The organism is Accumulibacter sp., assembly GCF_023806625.1.
Lineage (GTDB): Bacteria > Pseudomonadota > Gammaproteobacteria > Burkholderiales > Rhodocyclaceae > Accumulibacter.
On sequence record NZ_JAMTDX010000041.1, the window covers coordinates 48,582 to 67,093 of the forward strand.

The window sequence follows — 18,512 nt, forward strand, 5'->3', positions numbered from 1 at the left end:
AGGCGGATCACCGGCAGCGAAGCGACGGCTTGCTGGCCGGCAGGCTGGCGGGCCGCGTCTGGTGCTCATGCTGGCAGTCGGAGAAGACGCCGGCCACCTGCGTTGCGGACCAAAAAGAAAGCCGGCCAGTTGGCCGGCTTTCGGTGATCCCCGTAGCGGCGGGTGTCAGGCTGTCGAGGCGATCTTCCAGACGTCGGGGGCACCTTCGGCCCGCTTGGCGAACTCCTCGCGCTGCTTCTCGAGCTCGCTGGGCAGGCTCGCGCCGAACTTGCCGAAGAACTCCTTGATCTCCTCGGTCTCGTCGAGTGCTCCCGCGCGACTGATATCCATGATCTGCGCGTACTGTGCTTCACCGAAGCTCAGTCCACCCCAGGTGATGTCCGCATAACGCGGCATCAGGCCGAACGGGCTCTGGACGGCGCCGACGCGCCCGTGTACGCGATCGACGATCCACTTGATCACGCGCATGTTCTCGCCGTAGCCGGGCCAGACGAACTTGCCTTTTTCGTCCTTGCGGAACCAGTTCGTGCGGAAGATCTTCGGCAGCTTGAGGTCGGAGCGGCCGCCCATCCTGAGCCAATGGCTCCAGTAGTCGGCCATGTTGTAACCGGCGAAGGGCAACATCGCGAACGGGTCGCGACGAATCGCGGCTTGTCCGATTGCCGCCGCCGTCGCCTCGGAACCCATGGTTGCGGCCATGAAGACGCCGTGGTTCCAGTCGAAGGCCTGATAGACGAGCGGGAAGGTCTTCGACAGACGGCCTCCGAAGATGAACGCGGAAATCGGTACGCCGGCAGGGTCTTCCCACGACGGATCGATCGTCGGACATTGTCCCGCCGGGGCTGTGAAGCGCGCGTTCGGGTGTGCGCCGGGCCTGCCGCAGTCGGGCGTCCAGTCCTTGCCTTGCCAGTCGATGCCGTGAGCCGGAGGCGGACCCATGCCTTCCCACCAGACGTCCCCGTCATCGGTCAGGACGACGTTGGTGAAGATGGCATTGGCCTTGATCGACTCCATGGCCATCGGGTTCGAGCTATACGACGTACCGGGTGCCACGCCGAAGAAGCCTGCCTCGGGATTGATCGCGCGCAGAGTGCCGTCAGGTCCGGGCTTGATCCACGCGATGTCGTCGCCAACGGTCAGCGCCTTCCAGCCTTCGAAGCTCTCGGGCGGGACGATCATCGCCAGGTTGGTCTTGCCGCAGGCGCTCGGGAAGGCCGCCGCCACGTAGGTCTTCTCCCCTTCGGGCGATTGCAGGCCGAGGATCAGCATGTGCTCGGCCAGCCAGCCCTCGTCGCGGGCCATCACCGACGCGATGCGCAGGGCCAGGCACTTCTTGCCGAGCAGTGCGTTTCCGCCGTAGCCCGACCCGTATGACCAGATCTCGCGCGTTTCCGGGAAATGAACGATGTACTTGCGGCTGATGTCCCCCTCGCATGGCCACGGCACGTCCGCTTGCCCGGGCTGCAGGGGGGCGCCAACCGAGTGCATGCACGGGATGAAGAAGCCATCCTTGCCCAGCACCTCAAGGACTTTCGCTCCCATTCGCGTCATGATCTTCATGTTGACCACGACGTACGGACTGTCGGTGATCTCGACCCCGATCTGGGCGATCGGCGACCCGAGCGGGCCCATGCTGAACGGGATCACGTACATTGTCCGCCCACGCATGCAACCGTCGAACAGGCCTTTGAGCGTCGCACGCATTTCCGCCGGGGGTGCCCAGTTGTTCGTCGGCCCGACTTCCTCTTGCCGGTTGGCGCAGATGTAGGTCCGTTCCTCGACCCGCGCGACATCGGAGGGGTGCGAGCGAGCGAGGTAGCAGTTGGGTCGCTTGTCGGGATTCAGACGGATGAAAGTTCCGCCATCGACCATCAGGTTGCAGAGCTGGTCGTACTCCTCCTGCGATCCATCACACCACACGACCTGCGCAGGCTTGGTCAGGGCAGCCATCTCGGCAACCCAGGTTTTCAGGCGTTCGTTCTGCACGTAGGCAGGCGCAGCAGAGATACCTTCACTCATAGCAATAATCTCCAGGTAGGTAGGTGTCGAGTTGTTGAAGGTGTTGATGTCGCCCGCTGCGCCCTAGGCCACCCGACTTCGCTGCTGCCGGAGGCTTCCGGCCGCGGGACATGAGGCGCTTCTCCTCATGCTTTTATTGCACTGCAGTATAACACATCCCGCCCGGCGAAAGTCAGCCAGCTTTGCCGGGGCGGACCCGGCATGCCGCGCGGCAGACCGGGGGCGGCGGTCGGGATCGACGCCGAGGTTGGCCGCGGCGGCCGTGATGGATCCCTGGAAGAGCCCCGGAAAAGCGGCTATGATCGTTGTCGGTTCCCGGCTGCTCGTGCGCCGATCTCGGGTCCACGGTTCCCGGCCGGCTCTGGCCGACAAGGAGGGTTCCAGCAATGCCCAGCTTCCCTGCTCCCCGACTCGCCGAGATCGCCCCTTTTCACGTCATGGAGCTGATGGCCCGGGCAAAGGCGTTGGAAGCCGAGGGGCGGGACATCATCCACATGGAAGTGGGTGAGCCCGACTTTCCCACGCCCGAACCGGTCATTTCTGCTGCCCGAGCGTGTATCGAGAGCGGTCGAGTCTTCTACACGCCAGCTCTCGGTCTGCCGGAGTTGCGCGCGGCGATCGCCGCCTTCTATGCTGTCCGCTACGGGGTCGACGTAGCGGCAGAACGCGTCGTCGTGACTGCCGGCGCATCAGCCGCGCTGTTGCTGACTTTCGCCTGTCTTGCCGCGCCGGGCAGCGAGTGGCTGCTCACCGACCCGGGCTATCCGTGCAATCGGCACTTCATTCGCTGCTTCGAGGGCGTGCCGGTGCCTATCCCGGTCGGGCCCGAGAGCAATTTTCAGCCCACCGTGGCCCATCTCTCGGCGCACTGGAACATACGCTCGGCCGGCGCCTTGTTCGCGTCTCCGGCGAATCCCACCGGGACGGTGCTCGACGGTGAAGAACTGCGCGCGATCGCCGAGTTCATCCGTCAGAACCAGGGGCAGCTGATCATCGACGAGATCTATCACGGCCTCAGTTACGACCGTCCCGAGCAGACGGCGCTGCACTGCGGCGACGACATCTTCGTCGTGCAGAGCTTCTCCAAGTACTTCAACATGACTGGCTGGCGGTTGGGCTGGATGGTCGTTCCCGAACGTTTCGCTCGGGATATCGAGAAGCTTGCCCAGAACCTCTACATATCGCCTTCGCTGCCGGCGCAGCGCGCAGCGCTGGCCGCCTTCACGCCGGCGACGATCGACATCCTCGAAGCGCGGCGCGCCGAGTTCCGGCGCAGGCGGGATTTCCTCGCTCCGGCGCTCGAGAATCTCGGCTTCCGGATCGCCGCGAGGCCCGAAGGCGCGTTCTACCTGTACGTCGATTGCCGGAATCTGACCGCCGACAGCGAGGCGTTTGCGCATGCGCTGCTCGAATCGGCCGGAGTCGCCGTCACGCCCGGTATCGATTTCGGCAGTCACGCCGCACGGCAGCACCTGCGTTTCGCGTATACGACAGGCGTCGAACGCCTGGCCGAAGCGGTCGAGCGGATCCGCCATTTTCTTGGCTGAGAGATGGTGAAGAAATCGTCACCAGCAGGCCGATGGGCCAGGCACGAAGAAAGGGGAGGGTCCCTTCCTTTTCCTCCTGGAGCGAACGACGAGACCTGTCCGAGGCCGGTCAACCTTCGCCGGGTTCGGCCGCGATCGGGCACGGCGCTGGTCGGTCGCGTACGTTGCCGGGCAACAGGCCGAAGGCTCCGAGGCGCTGCCAGTCGAAGCGGGGGCCGGGATCCGTCTTTCGCCCCGGAGCAACGTCGCTGTGTCCGACGATCGCCCGGATCGGATAGCTTCTGCGAAGTGCGTCGATGAGCCCGCTCAAGCTGGCGTACTGCCGGTCGTCGAACGGCGTGTCGTCGCAGCCCTCGACTTCAATGCCCAGCGAGAAGTCGTTGCAGCGCGCTTGTCCGTTCCACGAGGAGACGCCGGCGTGCCAGGCGCGCTCGAGGCAGGAGACCAGCTGGATCAACGAGCCATCGCGAGCGATCAGGAAATGCGCCGAGACGCGCAGATTGCAGATCCCGACGAAGTAGGGGTGAGCCTCGGGGTCGAGCCGGTTGGTGAACAGGTCCAGCACGGCCTTGCCCCCGAACTGCCCGGGCGGCAGGCTGATCGAGTGGATGACGATCAGCGAGATCGGCACGCCGTCGGGACGACCGTCATGGTTGGGCGACTCCACCCGTGTCACTCCCTCGATCCAGCCGTCGCGGCCCACCAAGGGCAGGGCGGCACTTTGCCTTCCGCTCACTCTTCGATGCCCAGGCGTTCGATGCGATAGCGCAGCGAACGGAAGCTCACGCCGAGGAGCCTCGCCGCGGCCGTGCGGTTGAAGGAGGTCTTCGCCAGAGCATCGAGGATCGCCTGCCGTTCCAGGCGGTTCACGTATTCGTCGAGCGACTCCCCTTCGCGGCCGGCACTGTCGGCCGCGGCGATCGCCGGCGCCAGTTGCAGGTCGTCGACCTGGACCACCTCGCCGTTGCACAGGGCAGTGGCACGCTCGAGAATGTTCTCGAGTTCGCGGACGTTGCCCGGAAAGCTGTAAGCCGTGAGGGCCGCCATCGCTTTCGGATCGAGTCTCGGTGTCCGGGCGCCGCAGATTCGGGCCAGCAGAGCTTCGACAAGCGCTTCGACGTCCTCGTTGCGTTCGCGAAGCGGTGGCATGCGCAGTTCGATGACGTTGACCCGGTAATAGAGATCCTGACGAAAGCTGCCGGCGTCGACGCGATCCTTGAGCTGGTGATGCGTCGCCGAGATGATCCGCACGTCGACGGCTTCCTCACTGGTGCTGCCGACCTTGCGCACCTTCTTTTCCTGAATCGCCCGCAGGAGCTTGACCTGCATGCCGAGCGGCAGGTCAGCCACCTCATCGAGGAACAGCGTTCCGCCGTGGGCCGCCTGAAAGAAGCCTTCACGATCGCTGTCGGCACCCGTGAATGCTCCCTTGCGGTAGCCGAAGAACTCGCTTTCCATCAGGTTGTCAGGGATCGCCCCGCAATTCACCGGCACGAAAGGGGCGGCGCATCGCGCGCTCTGGTTATGGATCAGGCGGGCAGCGAGTTCCTTGCCAGTCCCCGACTCGCCTGATATGTAGATCGGCGCCTGGCTTCGGGCCAGCTTGTCGATCATCTGCCGGACCTGTTCAATGGCTGGCGAACTTCCGATCAGCCGGGTCGTGGAACCAGCGGGGGGCGCGCCGTCGGCTGTCCCGTTTCGCCGCGGCAGACTGAGTGCCGACTTGATCAGGCTGCGCAGCTGTTCGAGGGCGAGCGGTTTGGCGACGTAATCGAAGGCGCCGGCCTTGAGCGCAGCGACCGCATTCTGCATGTTGCCGAAGGCGGTGATCACGGCGACTGGTGTTTCCGGGTGGTGCTCGGCAATCAGGCGAACGATCTCGAGACCGTCGCCGTCGGGGAGGCGCATGTCGGTCAGACAAAGCTGATAGCGCTGCTGGTCGAGCAACTGGCGGGCGCTCGCCACACTGGCGGCGCAGTCGGCCGACAAGCCCATTCGGGCCACCGTCAGATCGAGCAGTTCCCGGATGTCGGGTTCATCGTCAATCACCAGTACTCGAGCCAGCTCGCCCCTCGGCCGGCGTTCCGATCGGCCACTCAGCATGTGGCGTTCCTCCCCAGAAGTCGAAAGTTTGCTCCCTTCTCCGACGCCAGCAGATCGAGTCGTGCGTCATTGGCGTCGCAGAGTTCGCGGGCGATGTAGAGCCCGAGACCGGTGCCCCGATGGTGGGTGGTGAAGAAGGGTTCGAAAATCTGCTCCCGGCGTTCCTCGCTCACGCCCTCACCGTCGTCAAGGATGTGGATCTCGACCTGGTGTTCGGTGGGGGCATCGGCAATCAGCAGGCGCACGCTTCCTGGCAACCGCTGCGAGTGTCTGAGCGCATTGCTGAGAAGGTTCCAGAGAACCTGATAGAAATGCGCGCGATCGAAGCAGAGGTTTGCCGAACCCGAGATCTGCATATCGACGACCTCGCGCGGCAGCTGCTCGTTGATCAGGCATTGCTCGATATACGGCGGTACGATCTCGCGCAGGTCGATCGGTTCCCGATAGACCCGGTCCCGTCGGCCCAGCTCGAGAACGTCGCTGACGATGCGTTCGAGTCGCTGGGTGTTGTCGAGGACGATGCGCAGCAACCGCTCGTGCAATTCGCCGCGGCGCTCCTCGCGCATCAGCTCACTGGCATAGCTGATCGCGGAGAGCGGATTGCGGATTTCGTGCGCGATGTTCGCCGTCAGGCGGCCGAGCGCAGCCAGCTTGATCTGTTGCGCCTGTTCACGCAAGCGGCCAAGGTTTTCCAGAAAGACGAGCACGTCGCTTTCGCTGCTCGCGGTGCCGACGAAGCGTGCCTGCAACTGCGTGCCGTTCGTCGCCACCTCGACGAGGATCGTTTCGTCGCCCGAGTCGCCGCACCAGTTCGCAAATCCTCTGGCCAGATCGGGCGAGCACGTGTCAAGGACGGGATAGGACGCGCCATTCGATCCCAGAAGCTGCCTGGCTCGGGGATTGCTTTGCCGGACCCGTCCGTCCCTTCCGACGACGAGAACGCCATCCTGCATCTCCTCGATCACCCGCTGGCTGATCACCCTCTGGTTGTCGAGATCGACGCCGCGCCGGCGAGCCAGCGTTTCGTTGGCGATCACGCGTCGTGCGAGCAGGCGGGCGGAGACGGCGACGGCAAAGCAGCCGGTACTGAACAGGCCGGCCTGGACGAAAGCGGAGCCTTCGAAGCCGCCCTCGAGTGCCCGGTACAACTGCTCGACGAGGACGGCAACAGTGGCCGTCGCCGCGTAGAAGAGGACCAGTCTTCCCTGGCCGACCAGGCCGGCGCCAGCCAGAGTGACCAGCAGCATCGAGCCAAGCCCGCTGCTCAGCCCGCCGGTGATGCGAATCAGGACAGTGATGACCAGCACGTCGATCAGCACGCTGACTGTCAATTGGCGATGCGAATGCCGGCGGTAACGAAAGGCGACGATCAACGACAGGACCGTTGCGGCGAGGTAGGAGCCTGGCAGAACGAGGGGCAGCAGGGCTGGGAATGCGTGGTGCACGGGAAGCGCCGGCGGATACAGCAGCACGGCGCAGAGCAGCAGGCCGGCGACGACGCAACGGTAGATACAGAAGTAGCGCAACGACCTCCAGTGTGCCTCGGAGAAGTCCTCGGGGACCACGTCGTAGCCGGTCATCGGCATGACTCGTCCCGGACGGCTCTCGTCTTGCTCAGCGCGCTGGTGCCACGCCGCAGCCTGCGCACCGCCGAGCGGCGAATCCGGAGACACCCGCTCGTCATGGCCAGGGCGTCTGCGCACCTGGCAGGGTTTCCCACCTGCCGCAGCTGGCGACGCAGCACCGGTGCCGTCCGGTCGGGGGCTGCACGCGCGCACGGCCGGTTGCCGGGGTGGCCGGGTCGCCGTGCCGGCGTCTCACCACCTCGGCCATCCTCGCGACCGGCTCGTCGTCGCAAGTTCGTCCCGTGGGCGGAGGGGGGCGGCAGACCTTCGCTGTCCTGGCGCCGGCCGGCATGTTCCGTACTCTGCTGATTCTGTGTGCGCGATCAGCCGTTGCCGGAACGGCTCTCGTGCAGGTGAGCCCGGCAGCAGTAATAGCGATCGTCGGCCATGATGCTCTCGCTGAGCGGCAGATTGACGCCGCAGCGCGCGCACGGCACCATGCGCTCCGGCCCGGCGTCAGGCGGTCGACGGTGGCCTTGCTGCCCGTTTGCCCGAGACCTCTGCCAGGTCCACCAGAAGAAGAGCACCAGCCCGATGAGTACGAGGTATTTGGCCATTTGCCGAGAAATCCTGCTGTTCTCCGAGCATCGCGGAAGCACCGGCCGACCAGCGAGGATCCGGAGCGGCAAACGAACGCGCGGACTGCGCGCGACGGCTGGCCAACGAAAACGCGGGCTGCCAGACGGACAACCGATGGCCAACTCGGGCCGTCGCCGTACGACAACGGCTGGTCGGGGCGAGAGGATTCGAACCTCCGACTCCTGCGTCCCGAACGCAGTACTCTACCAGGCTGAGCTACGCCCCGACCGAAGACGCGCAGACGCTAATGGGTTCTGGCGACTGCGAACGCACACAATTCTAGCAGCGAATCCCGGTACTGAGAAGCGGGAACGTCCTCGATCGCTGCTGCCGCACACTCCGCTTCGAGCGTCGCTTTCTGTCTCGCGTAGTCCAGCGCGCCGGTCGCCCGAATCGCCGCGAGGACCAGCGGCAGGTCGTCGCGCCCGCCGTGCTCGATCGCCCGTCGGACGCTGGCCGCCTGTTCGCTCGAGCCGTTCTGGAGAACGAAGATCAGTGGAAGAGTCGGTTTGCCTTCGGCGAGGTCGTCGCCGAGATGCTTGCCCGTTTCGACCTCGGCACCCGAATAGTCGAGCACGTCGTCGATCAGCTGGAAGGCGGTGCCCAGATGCGCGCCATAAGTGGCCAGAGCCTGTTCGACGATCGGGCCGGCGCCGCCGATGATCGCTCCGAGCTGGGCCGCCGCTTCGAAGAGCTTGGCGGTCTTGTAGCGAATCACCTGCAGGTACCCCTGCTCATCGACGTCCGCGTTGTGGCAGTTCATCAGCTGCAGGACTTCGCCTTCGGCGATGACGTTCGTTGCGTCGGAAAGGACCTGCATGACACGCATGTCGTTGACCCCGACCATCATCTGGAAGGCTCGCGAATAGAGAAAGTCTCCGACGAGCACGCTGGCCGCATTGCCGAACATCGCATTCGCCGTTTCTCGGCCGCGCCGCAAGTCCGAGTCATCGACGACGTCGTCGTGCAGCAGGGTCGCGGTGTGGATGAACTCGATCACCGCGGCGAGTTCGTGGTGATGCCTTCCGCGATAACCGAGTGCGCCGGCCGCGAGCAGAACGAGGGCCGGGCGCAGTCTCTTCCCGCCGCTCTGGACGATGTATTCTGCGACCTGCCGAACGAGCACGACTTCGGAATGCAGGCTGCGACGGATGACTGCGTCGACCGCCTGCATGTCGGACTCGATCAGCTTGTAGAACTGCTGCTTTCTCACTGTGCGGGCACTCAGGGTGCAAAAACTCCGGGATTCTAGGCGGCTGCTCTGTCGACGTCAAGCAAGCTCCGGCGCATGCCGAAGCGCCCGAGGCGGCCTCTCCAGGGCCTGGCGAACAGAGGAAAAGTCGCGATTTTTCATTGGCTTGATTGAGGGCGGCAGGGCTGGCGGAGAGAGTCGGCGGACTCCCCAGGACGACTCTGGCCGAGCGGCCACCCCCGGAAACCGGTGACCATGATCGAGTCTGGCCCATTCGAGAGACAGGTTGTCCCTACCGCCGATGGCTCACTTTCGGTATATGCACCCGCGTTTGGTGAGGCCTACCATTCTCTGAACGGCGCGCTTCGCGAGTCCGAGCACGTGTACATTCGCCACGGCTACGACCAACTGGCGGCCTGCCGCGAGAGGCTCGCCATTCTCGAAGTCGGTTTCGGCACGGGGCTCAACGCGTTACTGACTTGGGAGCGGCGCCTACGGAGCGCGATCGCCGTCGACTATACGGCGATCGAGGCGTATCCACTGCCTATCGATCTCGCTCTTGGCCTCGACTACGGACGCGGCCTGCATCGGGCCGGGGCCGAAGACGCGTTTACGGCGATGCATCGCTGTCCGTGGAACCAGCCGCACCGTCTGGACGGTCGCTTCACGCTGCTCAAGCGCCTGGCCAGGCTCGAAGATTTCGAGCCACGGCTCGATTCATGCGACCTCGTCTATTACGATGCCTTCTCGCCGAACGTTCAACCCGAATTGTGGACTGCGGCAATCTTCGAACGACTTCGGGCAGGCATGCGCCCTGGGGCCCTGCTGGTGACGTACTGCGCGAAGGGCGAGGTCAGGCGCACCTTGCGGGCTGTCGGGTTCATCGTCGAAGGTCTGCCGGGCCCCCCAGGGAAGCGCGAGATGACCCGGGCAAGGCGGCCCTGAGCAGAAGGCCAACGGCGTCTCACGGTTGCCCAGGGCCCGTCTGGACAGGAGGCAATGCGCTGGTCGAGGCAAGGTTCGTCGGCAGTGTTGCCCGCCGCTCGGCAGAGGGGCTTTGCCGAGGTGGTTCGTTTCTTCGTCTTCAGTCCTGAGCCGCGTGCCGTTCCCGCCACTCCCGAACGGCGAGCAACGCGAGCGGCAGTGAGGGCAGGACGTGCACGTTGTCAACCTTGCTCGCCCAGCGGCTGCCGGCACCGCCGATCCAGAGCTCGACCTGCGGCGGTAGAAGATCCCTCAGGCAGCGGATCAGCGCGGCGATCCTTCGTCCGGGAAAGGCCAGCGAGAACGAAAGGGCCACGGCGTCGGCATGGTGCGCGAGGGCGGCCATCCGGATGTCGACGAGAGGTGTCTCTGCGCCCAGGGGAACGCACGGGACGCCGTCGAGAGTGAGTAGAGCCTCGACCATCAGCAGACCGAGGAGGTGGGGTTCGTCGGGGACCGTCGTCAGCAGCACCCGCGGCCGATTGACCGCGGCGGGCAGGCTGGCGATCGCCTGCCGCAGCAGCCCTTTCATCTCCTCCGTATAGAGGTGTTCCTCGAAGACCTTGAGCTCCCCGTTTGTCCACGCCTCGCCGACGGCCTGATTGAGCGGTGCCGCGACCTCGATGACGAAACGCTCGATGCCCAGGCGCATCAGCGATTGCCTGAGAATCTGGCGCAGCCCCGGCAGGTCGTGGTTCCTGATCTGGCGGATGACCTGTTCAGCAACGTCGTCGCCCTCGTCGATGCCGGCGGGTGTTTCGGGCCGGCGCCCGTCGCTCAGCCTGTCGAGTTCCTCCTCGCTTGCCGCCAGCAGCTTGCCGGGGCGATGGCCACAGTCGATCAGGCGCTTGAGCAGACGCAGGCGGTCGACCTGTTCTGCCGGGTACCAGCGTTCGCCCCTGCCGTCGCGTTCGGGTTTCGGGAATCCGTAGCGACGCTCCCAGACGCGCAGCGTGTCTTTTCCGAGACCCGTCTCACGCTCCACTGCGCTGATGCTCATGGCCGGCTGAGGACTCAGTTTGTCCTGGACAAAATCGTATATAGACATTGACAACCCTCCAAAGTCAGGCCTATACTAGCCAAGAATCTGGTAATTGTCCAGGACAACTTGGGGTCCAAATGAAGCAGTCGAGCTGGTCGAAAGCTTTCCGGAGGAGGTGCCTGACCTCTTGTGCCAGGGTGGCGGCACTGGCCGCTGGCCGACGGCACCTTGCGTTGTCACCCGATTCTCGCAGAGCAGGCGCCCGGGCTCTTCCTGCTCCTGACGAAGTCGTCCTCGCTGAGCGCGGCTGGACGAAGCGGCCGGTGTCAGGCGGGAGCCCGGGGGCGGTCGACGGGTTGCGCTGGGTGCCAGCGCTGCCAGCCGCACTCGTGTCGGCCGGACTGCTCGTGTCCGCACCCTCGCTGGCCAGCGAGCCCTGCCCGAAGCTCCTCGACTACCGCTTTTCGTCCCTGATCGGAAAGCAGACCGAGTCGCTCTGCCAATGGCGCGGCAAGGTACTCCTGGTGGTCAATACGGCGAGCTACTGTGGCAACACCTCGCAGTACGACGGCCTCGAAAAGCTCTACGAGCGTCTCCGCGAGAGGGGACTGGTCGTCGTCGGTTTCCCGTCCAACGACTTCGGCGATCAGGAGCCGGGGACCAATCAGGAGATCGCCGAGTTCTGTCGCCTCACCTACGGGGTGAAGTTTCCGATGTTCGCCAAGACGTCGGTCGTCGGGCAGGCGGCCAATCCACTTTACGTCGAACTGGCCCGGGTGACCGGCCAGACGCCGCAGTGGAACTTTCACAAATATCTGATCGATCGCAGCGGCCAGCGTGTGCTCAGTTTCAGCAGCCGCGTCAAGCCCGACGACAAGTCGCTGCTCGGTCACATCGACGAGTTCCTCGGCCGGTAGCCGGAGTTCCCGCCGTTTGCCTCGTGACCACTTGAACATTCTGGAGATTGCTCAATGAACGCACCCGATGTCTTTTTCCTCCCGGACATCCAGGCAAGCGCCGACTCCCGGCAACTGGCCATTCATCAGGTCGGCGTCCGGGGCCTGCGCTACCCGCTTGCCGTGCTCGATGCCTCAGGGCGTGTCCAGCACACGGTCGCGTGCCTGTCGATGTCCGTCGCTCTGCCACCCGAGGTGAAGGGCACGCACATGTCGCGATTCGTCGAACTCATCGAAGGACAGCGGGCTCCACTGGACCTTGCGCGCCTGAGGCGCCTGTTCGACGACATGCTGCTGCGGCTCGATGCCGAGGCTGGGGAGATCGAACTGGTCTTCCCCTATTTCATCAGGAAGACCGCTCCGGTTTCGGGCGTCGAGAGCCTGCTCGATTACGACGTCCGTCTGCGGGTAGGCAGAGCAGAAGGACAGGCCGTGATCCAGACTCTCGAAGTCGTTGCTCCGGTGACCAGCCTTTGTCCCTGTTCGAAGGAGATCAGCGAGTACGGTGCGCACAATCAGCGCTCGCAGATCACGATCTCGGCGGAGTTGCGCGGCGAGATGAGTCCCGAAGAACTCGTCTGTCTGGCCGAAGAGGAGGCCTCGTGCGAGCTGTTCGGTTTGCTCAAGCGTCCCGACGAGAAATGGGTTACCGAGCGCGCCTACGACAACCCCAAGTTCGTCGAGGACCTCGTTCGCGACATCGCCCTGCGCCTGCTCGGCGAGCCGAGGATCGCGCGCTGGAAGGTCAGTTCGGAGAACTTCGAGTCGATTCACAACCACTCGGCCTACGCCGAGATCACCGGCGAGAATCGCCTCGGAGACGAGTGATGAGCCGTGCCCCTGGACAACGCATCGCCGTAATCGGTGCGGGAATCTCCGGCCTGGCCAGCGCGTGGCTACTGTCGCGCCGGCATTTGGTCACCGTCTATGAGGCGGCCGCCCATGCCGGAGGGCACACGAACACCGTAGACGTCGAAGTCGACGGGATCCGTCATCCCGTGGACACCGGCTTCCTGGTCTACAACACGAAGACCTATCCCCAGCTCACCGCGCTGTTTGCGCACCTCGGTGTCGCCAGCAGTGAAACCGAGATGTCTTTCTCGGTGAGCATCGAGGACGCCGGAGTCGAGTGGGCGGGCAGCAATCTGGCGACGATCTTCGGGCAGAAGCGCAATCTCGTGCGCCGGGACTTTTGGCGGATGCTCGCCGACATCCTGCGTTTCAACCGCGAAGCCGGCGCGTGGCTCGACCGGAACCCGGATTCGTCGCTGACCCTGCGTGCGTTTCTCGATCGCGGAGGGTATTCGCGGTCCTTCGTCGAGTGGTACCTGTTGCCGATGGCCGCGGCGATCTGGTCGTGCCCGGCGGGTCAGATGCTCGACTACCCTCTGGCGAGTTTCGTGCGCTTCTGTCGTAACCACGGCCTGCTGCAGATTTTCGATCGGCCGCTCTGGCGAACGGTCGTCGGTGGCGGGCGGGAGTACGTGCGGCGTCTGACCACGCATCTCGACGACCTTCGCCTGGCGACTCCGGTTCGCCGTGTGCAGCGCTCGGCGGATGGTTTGAGCGTGATCACCGATGGCGCAGTGGAGACCTACGACCAGGTGGTTCTCGCCTGTCACAGCGACCAGTCGCTGGTCATCCTCGGGGACTCGGCGACTGCCGATGAGCGGCGTCTGCTCTCGGCGATCCGCTATGCGCCGAATCGCGCGGTTCTGCATACCGACCCGGCGCTGCTGCCGCGCTCGCCAGCGCTGTGGTCCGCGTGGAACTACCTGTCGGCGGCCGGCGAGCTCGACCAGCGCCCGGTCAGCGTCTCGTACCTGATCAACCGGTTGCAGGCGCTGCCCTTCCGGACACCGGTGATCGTCTCGCTGAATCCGCAGCGCGAGCCCGATCAGGAGCGGATCATCGCGGGCTTCGAGTACGCGCATCCCGTATTCGATGGTCCGGCGATCGCCGCACAGCAGGAACTGGCGGGAATCTCGGGTGTCGCGGGTGTGTGGTTCTGCGGTGCGTGGAACGGCTATGGTTTTCACGAGGACGGTTTGCGCTCGGCGCTGCGCGTGGCCAACGCGCTCGGCTGCCACGCGCCGTGGCAGTTGGGCGTTCCCGACAGCGACGGCGGGCGGGTTGCGCTGCACCGAGTCGGGGCAAGCGCGAGGTGAGCGTGTCCACGGCGCGTCTGTTCTTCGGGCAGGTCATGCATCGGCGCCTGCGGCCGGTAGGCAATCGCTTCGTCTACCCGGTGTACTTCTGCCTTCTGCCGTTGACCACCATCGAGCAGGTTCCGTGCGCGCTGTTCTCGGTCAACCGCTGGAACCTGTTCAGCTTCCACTACCGCGATCACGGCGCGCGCGATGGCTCTCATCCGCTGGCCTGGATTCGCGACCTGCTCTCCCGCGAGGGGCTCGCCGCCGACGGCGAAATCCTCCTCCAGTGTTTCCCGAGGGTGCTCGGCTTCGTCTTCAATCCAGTCAGCCTGTGGTTCTGCCACGACCGCGCCGGAGCACTGCGGGCCGTCGTCGCCGAAGTCAACAACACCTTTGGAGAGCGTCACAATTACCTGCTTGCCCATGACGACGGGCGGCCGATCCGCGACGGCGAGGTGCTCGAGCGGCGGAAGGTCTTCCACGTCTCGCCGTTCATGGCCGTTTCGGGGTCTTATCGCTTCCGTTTCCACTGGCGCGGCGAGAGCCACGGCCGGCCCGAGTGGCGCCTGGTGCGGATCGACCACGCCGATCCGGCCGGAGACCTGCTGCACGCGTCGCTCTCCGGCCATGCCGAAGCGCTGGCCAGCCGGCCGTTGCTCAAGGCCTTCTGCCGCTATCCGCTGATGACCATCGGTGTCGTCGTGCGCATCCACTGGCAGGCGCTTCGCCTGTGGGTCAGGGGCGCGCCGTTCTTTTCCAAACCACCCGCTCCTGCCGAGGAGACCACACGATGAATGTCAGTGAGAGCACACTCCGTCTGCCGGTCGTCGAGCAGCACCGGCGCATGCCGCGCGGCGCCCGGGCGCTTCTTTCCCTGTTCGAAGGCATCGACCGCGGCGGCCTAAACGTCCGCCTGCCCGACGGTGAGGCCCTGCATTTCGGGTCCTCGGGTGAGCACGAAGCCACATTCGAAGTCCGTGAATGGCCGGTCTTCGACTGCATCCTCGAGCGCGGCGATGTCGGCCTGGCTGAAACGTGGATCGACGGTCAGTGGCAGACAGCCGACCTCGCCAGCCTGCTGACGCTGTTCACCAACAACCGTCCGGCGATCGCCAAGGCGCTCTACGGCCAGTGGTGGCCTCTGCTCCGCGCCCGCCTGCGTCATCTGCTGAACGCCAACACCCGCTCCGGAGCGAGACGGAACATCATCGCCCACTACGATCTGGGGAACGACTTCTACCGCTTGTGGCTCGATCCGACGATGAGCTACTCGAGCGCCCTGTTTTCGGTCGCTGGACCGCGTTCGCTCGCCTCGGCGCAACTGGCCAAATACCGCCGCGTGCTGCAGCGTCTCGCTGCCCGGCCGGGCCAGCGGGTGCTCGAGATCGGCTGCGGCTGGGGAGGTTTTGCCGAGACGGCCGCGCGCGAGGCAGGCGTCGAGGTCGTCGGCCTCACCCTGTCACCCGCCCAGTTGGCGTACGCCCGCGAGCGCATGGTCGTCGCCGGTGTGGACCGGCAGGTGCGCATCGAACTGTGCGACTACCGCGAACTGGGCGCCGAAAAGTTCGACCATCTGGTGTCGATCGAGATGATCGAGGCGGTCGGCGAGCGCTGGTGGCCGACCTATTTCGCGACCATCGCGCGCGCGCTCGCGCCCACGGGACGGGCGGTCGTGCAGGGCATCACGATTCGGGACGACCTGTTCCCGCGCTACCGTCGCGGCACGGACTTCATTCAGCAGTACATCTTCCCCGGCGGCATGCTGCCGAGCCGGGCGGTCTTCTCGCGCCTCGCCGATGCAGCGGGTCTGGCGATCGGCGACGAGTTCGCTTTCGGCCGTGACTACGCGCGCACGTTGCAGTACTGGTCGACAAGCTTCGACGAGAACTGGCCGGCGATCGCCGCGCTGGGCTTCGACGAGCGCTTTCGGCGACTGTGGCTCTTCTATCTGGCCTACTGCCAGGCAGGATTCGACAGCGGCAGCACCGACGTCTGGCAGTTCGAACTGGCGCACGCGCGATGAAAAGGGCCTGGCTGGCGCTCTGTCTTACGGTCTGGTCGGCTGTCGTTCAGGCCGTCCCCGACGCGCTGCGCGACGCCGGAGCGAGCTGGCGACAGTGGGGAAGCGGCGAGATGCGCTGGCTCGGAATCCCGCTCTATCGGGCGACGCTCTGGGTGGCCGGCGCCGCCCGCTCGGGCGATCCAGGCGATTCGCCACATGCGGTGCAACTCGACTACCGTCGCGAAATCACCCGCTCACGGCTCGTCGAGGTGAGCGTCGATGAGATGCGCCGTCTCGGTGCCAGCGAGGAGCAACTCGAGCGATGGAAGGGGGTGCTCGGGCGAGTCTTTCCCGACGTGCGCGACGGCGATACGCTGTTCGGTGTCCATTACCCGGGTTGGGGAGCGACTTTCTACGATCGCCAACGCTTGCTCGGCGAAGTGCCCGACGCCGATTTCGCGCGCTACTTCTTTTCCATCTGGCTCGACCCGCGAACGCGTAACCCGGGTCTGCGTGCAGCGCTGCTCGAGAGGCCGCCGGGATGAGTGGCGCCGTTTCCGCGGGGCTGTCGCTGACCCGTGGGCAGATGCTCGCCTACGGCGCCCTCGGTCTGCCGCTGGCGATGGCTGCGCTCCCCGTCTATGTTCACCTGCCGCGTCTCTATGCCGAGGCCACCGGCCTGAGCCTCGGTCTGCTCGGCGTCCTGCTGCTTTTCGCCAGGCTTTTCGACGCCGGCATCGATCCGCTGCTCGGCGGCTGGGTCGATCGGGCAGGAACTCGTCGTCGCCTGGTCGTCGTCGCCTTGCCGTTTCTCGCGCTGGGCATTCCGGCTCTGTTCCACCCACCGCAGTCGCTGGTGCCACTCTGGTTGTTGTTCTGGCTGACCTGCACCTACTTCGGCTTTTCTCTGGCGACCGTCGCCCATCAGGCGTGGGGGGCCGAACTCGGCTGCTCACCCGGCGAACGCACGCGACTGACCGCCAGCCGGGAAGGCTTCGGGCTGATCGGCGTGATTGCCGCCGCCGCGGTGCCAGCCTGGCTGGCGAGCGACTTCGTCGCCGGGATCTCCGGTCTCGCGCAACTGTTTCCCGGGCTGCTCCTCGTCTTCGCCGCGTGGACCTGGTTTGGGTCCCCGCCGACGCCCGGGCGGCTTCCGCCGCGCCGTGCGCTGCTCGGCGAACTCGGCCACGCTCTGCGCCACGGCCGCTTCCGTCTGCTGCTCGCGGCTTTCGTGCTCAACGGCCTGGCCGCCGCACTGCCGGCGACTCTGGTCCTTTTCTTCGTGGCCGACGTGCTCCACGCGGAAGAGTGGAGCGGCGTCTTTCTCGCCGTATATTTTGCGAGCGGAGTCTTCTTCCTGCCGCTCTGGGTCCGTCTCGCCGGGCGCTGCGGAAGGGTCCGCAGCTGGGTCGTCTCGATGCTCGTCGCCATCGCTGCGTTCGCCTGGGCCTGGCGTCTCGGCAGCGGGGACGTCTGGCCGTTCCTCATCGTCTGCCTGCTCTCCGGGGCGGCTCTCGGCGCGGATCTGACGTTGCCGCCGGCGCTGCTCGCCGACCTTGCCGAGGATTCACCGGCCGCCGACCCCGCGGGCGAGCGACAGGCGCAGGCCGGCGCCTACTTCGGCTGGTGGAATCTCGTCGCCAAGCTCAACCTGGCGCTCGCCGCCGGGCTCGCTTTGCCTCTCGTCGAAGCCCTCGGCTATCGTCCGGGGGCCGCCGAAGGGGCCGAACCCCTGGCCATCGTCTATGGTCTGCTGCCTTTGCTGTTCAAGCTCGCGGCCGCCGCGCTGGCTTGGCGGTGGCGTGACCTTCTGGAGCCATCCCGATGAAATCGTTGCATTTCCTCGCCCTGGGTTGTGGTCTTCTCGGGCTCACCGCGTGCACCGGTGTCTCGCCCGGGATCTACCGTGCCGAGCAACCGGTGCTCGACCTGGCCCGATATTTCGACGGCACGGTGGACGGCTGGGGAATGTTCCAGGACCGCTCGGGAGCGGTCGTCAAGCGCTTCCAGGTGCGCATCGACGCGCGTTGGGAAACACGCGATGGCGCCGAGGTCGGGACTCTCGACGAGAGCTTCTCGTGGTCGGACGGAACGACGTCGCGCCGCGTCTGGACGATCACGCGCGTCGGCCCGTCGAGCTACGTCGGTCGCGCCGACGACGTCGTCGGCGAAGCGAGCGGTGAGGCCGCGGGCAACGCCCTGCGCTGGCGCTACGTCCTGGCGCTGCCTGTCGACGGTCGCACGTGGCACGTCGACTTCGACGACTGGATGTTCCTGATCGACGAGCGGGTCATGCTCAACCGGTCGGTGATGAGCAAGTTCGGCTTCCGGCTCGGCGAAGTGACGCTGAGCTTCAGCAGGCGCTGAATC

Annotated in this window: 17 protein-coding genes and 1 tRNA gene; 10 read left to right on the forward strand and 8 right to left on the reverse strand. The window is 65.5% G+C overall.

Translation table 11 applies throughout. The features are described 5' to 3' along the window. Positions 1-165 precede the first annotated feature (165 nt). Positions 166-2,019 carry a phosphoenolpyruvate carboxykinase (GTP) gene (locus tag NFW05_RS07145; protein ID WP_295304265.1) on the reverse strand — a complete coding sequence of 618 codons (1,854 nt, stop codon included), beginning with the start codon at positions 2,017-2,019 and terminating at the stop codon, positions 166-168. 386 nt (positions 2,020-2,405) lie between these two features. On the opposite strand from NFW05_RS07145, the gene NFW05_RS07150 reads away from it, so the two are divergent. Continuing rightward, positions 2,406-3,566 (forward strand): pyridoxal phosphate-dependent aminotransferase, encoded by a 1,161-nt coding sequence (locus tag NFW05_RS07150; protein ID WP_295304268.1) that lies wholly within the window; start codon positions 2,406-2,408, stop codon positions 3,564-3,566. Positions 3,567-3,675: 109 nt separating this feature from the next. Here NFW05_RS07150 and ampD read toward each other — a convergent pair whose 3' ends face one another. The 6 genes from ampD to NFW05_RS07180 form a co-directional block, all read right to left on the reverse strand. Next, a complete protein-coding gene (ampD, locus tag NFW05_RS07155; protein WP_295304500.1) occupies positions 3,676-4,278 on the reverse strand; it encodes a 1,6-anhydro-N-acetylmuramyl-L-alanine amidase AmpD in 603 nt (200 codons plus the stop codon). A 20-nt stretch (positions 4,279-4,298) separates the two neighbouring features. Continuing rightward, entirely contained in the window at positions 4,299-5,669 is a 1,371-nt protein-coding gene (locus tag NFW05_RS07160; RefSeq protein WP_295304271.1) for a sigma-54 dependent transcriptional regulator, read from the reverse strand. Continuing rightward, positions 5,663-7,249, reverse strand: a complete 1,587-nt coding sequence (locus tag NFW05_RS07165) for an ATP-binding protein (protein ID WP_295304274.1) — start codon at positions 7,247-7,249, stop codon at positions 5,663-5,665. The genes NFW05_RS07160 and NFW05_RS07165 overlap by 7 nt, the downstream gene beginning before the upstream one ends. A gap of 368 nt (positions 7,250-7,617) precedes the next feature. Continuing rightward, complete coding sequence (locus tag NFW05_RS07170) at positions 7,618-7,851, reverse strand: PP0621 family protein (RefSeq protein ID WP_295304276.1); 234 nt, start codon at positions 7,849-7,851, stop codon at positions 7,618-7,620. A gap of 171 nt (positions 7,852-8,022) precedes the next feature. Then, positions 8,023-8,099, reverse strand: a tRNA-Pro gene (locus tag NFW05_RS07175). 18 nt (positions 8,100-8,117) lie between these two features. Next, a complete protein-coding gene (locus NFW05_RS07180; protein ID WP_295304503.1) occupies positions 8,118-9,047 on the reverse strand; it encodes a polyprenyl synthetase family protein in 930 nt (309 codons plus the stop codon). 273 nt (positions 9,048-9,320) lie between these two features. Here NFW05_RS07180 and mnmD point away from each other — a divergent pair, with 273 nt between their 5' ends. Then, positions 9,321-10,010, forward strand: a complete 690-nt coding sequence (gene mnmD / locus NFW05_RS07185) for a tRNA (5-methylaminomethyl-2-thiouridine)(34)-methyltransferase MnmD (RefSeq protein WP_295304279.1) — start codon at positions 9,321-9,323, stop codon at positions 10,008-10,010. Positions 10,011-10,149: 139 nt separating this feature from the next. Here mnmD and NFW05_RS07190 read toward each other — a convergent pair whose 3' ends face one another. Then, entirely contained in the window at positions 10,150-11,097 is a 948-nt protein-coding gene (locus tag NFW05_RS07190) for a MerR family transcriptional regulator (protein ID WP_295304282.1), read from the reverse strand. Between the two features lie 257 nt (positions 11,098-11,354). On the opposite strand from NFW05_RS07190, the gene NFW05_RS07195 reads away from it, so the two are divergent. From NFW05_RS07195 to NFW05_RS07230, 8 genes are read left to right on the forward strand one after another with little or no spacing between them, the layout of a single operon-like run. Beyond that, positions 11,355-11,948 (forward strand): glutathione peroxidase, encoded by a 594-nt coding sequence (locus tag NFW05_RS07195; protein ID WP_295304285.1) that lies wholly within the window; start codon positions 11,355-11,357, stop codon positions 11,946-11,948. A gap of 54 nt (positions 11,949-12,002) precedes the next feature. Further along, the gene (folE2, locus tag NFW05_RS07200; protein WP_295304288.1) at positions 12,003-12,815 is read left to right on the forward strand and encodes a GTP cyclohydrolase FolE2; all 813 of its coding nucleotides are present in this window, start codon (positions 12,003-12,005) and stop codon (positions 12,813-12,815) included. Beyond that, positions 12,815-14,155 (forward strand): FAD-dependent oxidoreductase, encoded by a 1,341-nt coding sequence (locus NFW05_RS07205; RefSeq protein ID WP_295304291.1) that lies wholly within the window; start codon positions 12,815-12,817, stop codon positions 14,153-14,155. The genes folE2 and NFW05_RS07205 overlap by 1 nt, the downstream gene beginning before the upstream one ends. Further along, positions 14,152-14,934 (forward strand): DUF1365 domain-containing protein, encoded by a 783-nt coding sequence (locus NFW05_RS07210; RefSeq protein ID WP_295304292.1) that lies wholly within the window; start codon positions 14,152-14,154, stop codon positions 14,932-14,934. The genes NFW05_RS07205 and NFW05_RS07210 overlap by 4 nt, the downstream gene beginning before the upstream one ends. Continuing rightward, entirely contained in the window at positions 14,931-16,163 is a 1,233-nt protein-coding gene (locus NFW05_RS07215) for a cyclopropane-fatty-acyl-phospholipid synthase family protein (RefSeq protein WP_295304295.1), read from the forward strand. Before NFW05_RS07210 ends, NFW05_RS07215 begins: the two co-directional genes overlap by 4 nt. After that, entirely contained in the window at positions 16,160-16,687 is a 528-nt protein-coding gene (locus tag NFW05_RS07220; RefSeq protein ID WP_295304297.1) for a chalcone isomerase family protein, read from the forward strand. Before NFW05_RS07215 ends, NFW05_RS07220 begins: the two co-directional genes overlap by 4 nt. After that, positions 16,684-17,970, forward strand: coding sequence for an MFS transporter (locus NFW05_RS07225; protein ID WP_295304300.1), 1,287 nt, complete (start codon positions 16,684-16,686; stop codon positions 17,968-17,970). The genes NFW05_RS07220 and NFW05_RS07225 overlap by 4 nt, the downstream gene beginning before the upstream one ends. Next, the gene (locus tag NFW05_RS07230) at positions 17,967-18,509 is read left to right on the forward strand and encodes a DUF3833 domain-containing protein (RefSeq protein ID WP_295304302.1); all 543 of its coding nucleotides are present in this window, start codon (positions 17,967-17,969) and stop codon (positions 18,507-18,509) included. The genes NFW05_RS07225 and NFW05_RS07230 overlap by 4 nt, the downstream gene beginning before the upstream one ends. The last annotated feature ends 3 nt before the right edge of the window (positions 18,510-18,512 follow it).

Coding starts and splice junctions, on each gene's coding strand:
- NFW05_RS07145 (WP_295304265.1), bottom strand. CDS start 2,019: ATGAGTGAAGGTATCTCTGCTGCGCCTGCCTACGTGCAGAACGAACGC.
- NFW05_RS07150 (WP_295304268.1), top strand. CDS start 2,406: ATGCCCAGCTTCCCTGCTCCCCGACTCGCCGAGATCGCCCCTTTTCAC.
- NFW05_RS07160 (WP_295304271.1), bottom strand. CDS start 5,669: ATGCTGAGTGGCCGATCGGAACGCCGGCCGAGGGGCGAGCTGGCTCGA.
- NFW05_RS07165 (WP_295304274.1), bottom strand. CDS start 7,249: ATGACCGGCTACGACGTGGTCCCCGAGGACTTCTCCGAGGCACACTGG.
- NFW05_RS07170 (WP_295304276.1), bottom strand. CDS start 7,851: ATGGCCAAATACCTCGTACTCATCGGGCTGGTGCTCTTCTTCTGGTGG.
- NFW05_RS07180 (WP_295304503.1), bottom strand. CDS start 9,047: ATGCAGGCGGTCGACGCAGTCATCCGTCGCAGCCTGCATTCCGAAGTC.
- mnmD (WP_295304279.1), top strand. CDS start 9,321: ATGATCGAGTCTGGCCCATTCGAGAGACAGGTTGTCCCTACCGCCGAT.
- NFW05_RS07190 (WP_295304282.1), bottom strand. CDS start 11,097: ATGTCTATATACGATTTTGTCCAGGACAAACTGAGTCCTCAGCCGGCC.
- folE2 (WP_295304288.1), top strand. CDS start 12,003: ATGAACGCACCCGATGTCTTTTTCCTCCCGGACATCCAGGCAAGCGCC.
- NFW05_RS07205 (WP_295304291.1), top strand. CDS start 12,815: ATGAGCCGTGCCCCTGGACAACGCATCGCCGTAATCGGTGCGGGAATC.
- NFW05_RS07215 (WP_295304295.1), top strand. CDS start 14,931: ATGAATGTCAGTGAGAGCACACTCCGTCTGCCGGTCGTCGAGCAGCAC.
- NFW05_RS07220 (WP_295304297.1), top strand. CDS start 16,160: ATGAAAAGGGCCTGGCTGGCGCTCTGTCTTACGGTCTGGTCGGCTGTC.
- NFW05_RS07225 (WP_295304300.1), top strand. CDS start 16,684: ATGAGTGGCGCCGTTTCCGCGGGGCTGTCGCTGACCCGTGGGCAGATG.
- NFW05_RS07230 (WP_295304302.1), top strand. CDS start 17,967: ATGAAATCGTTGCATTTCCTCGCCCTGGGTTGTGGTCTTCTCGGGCTC.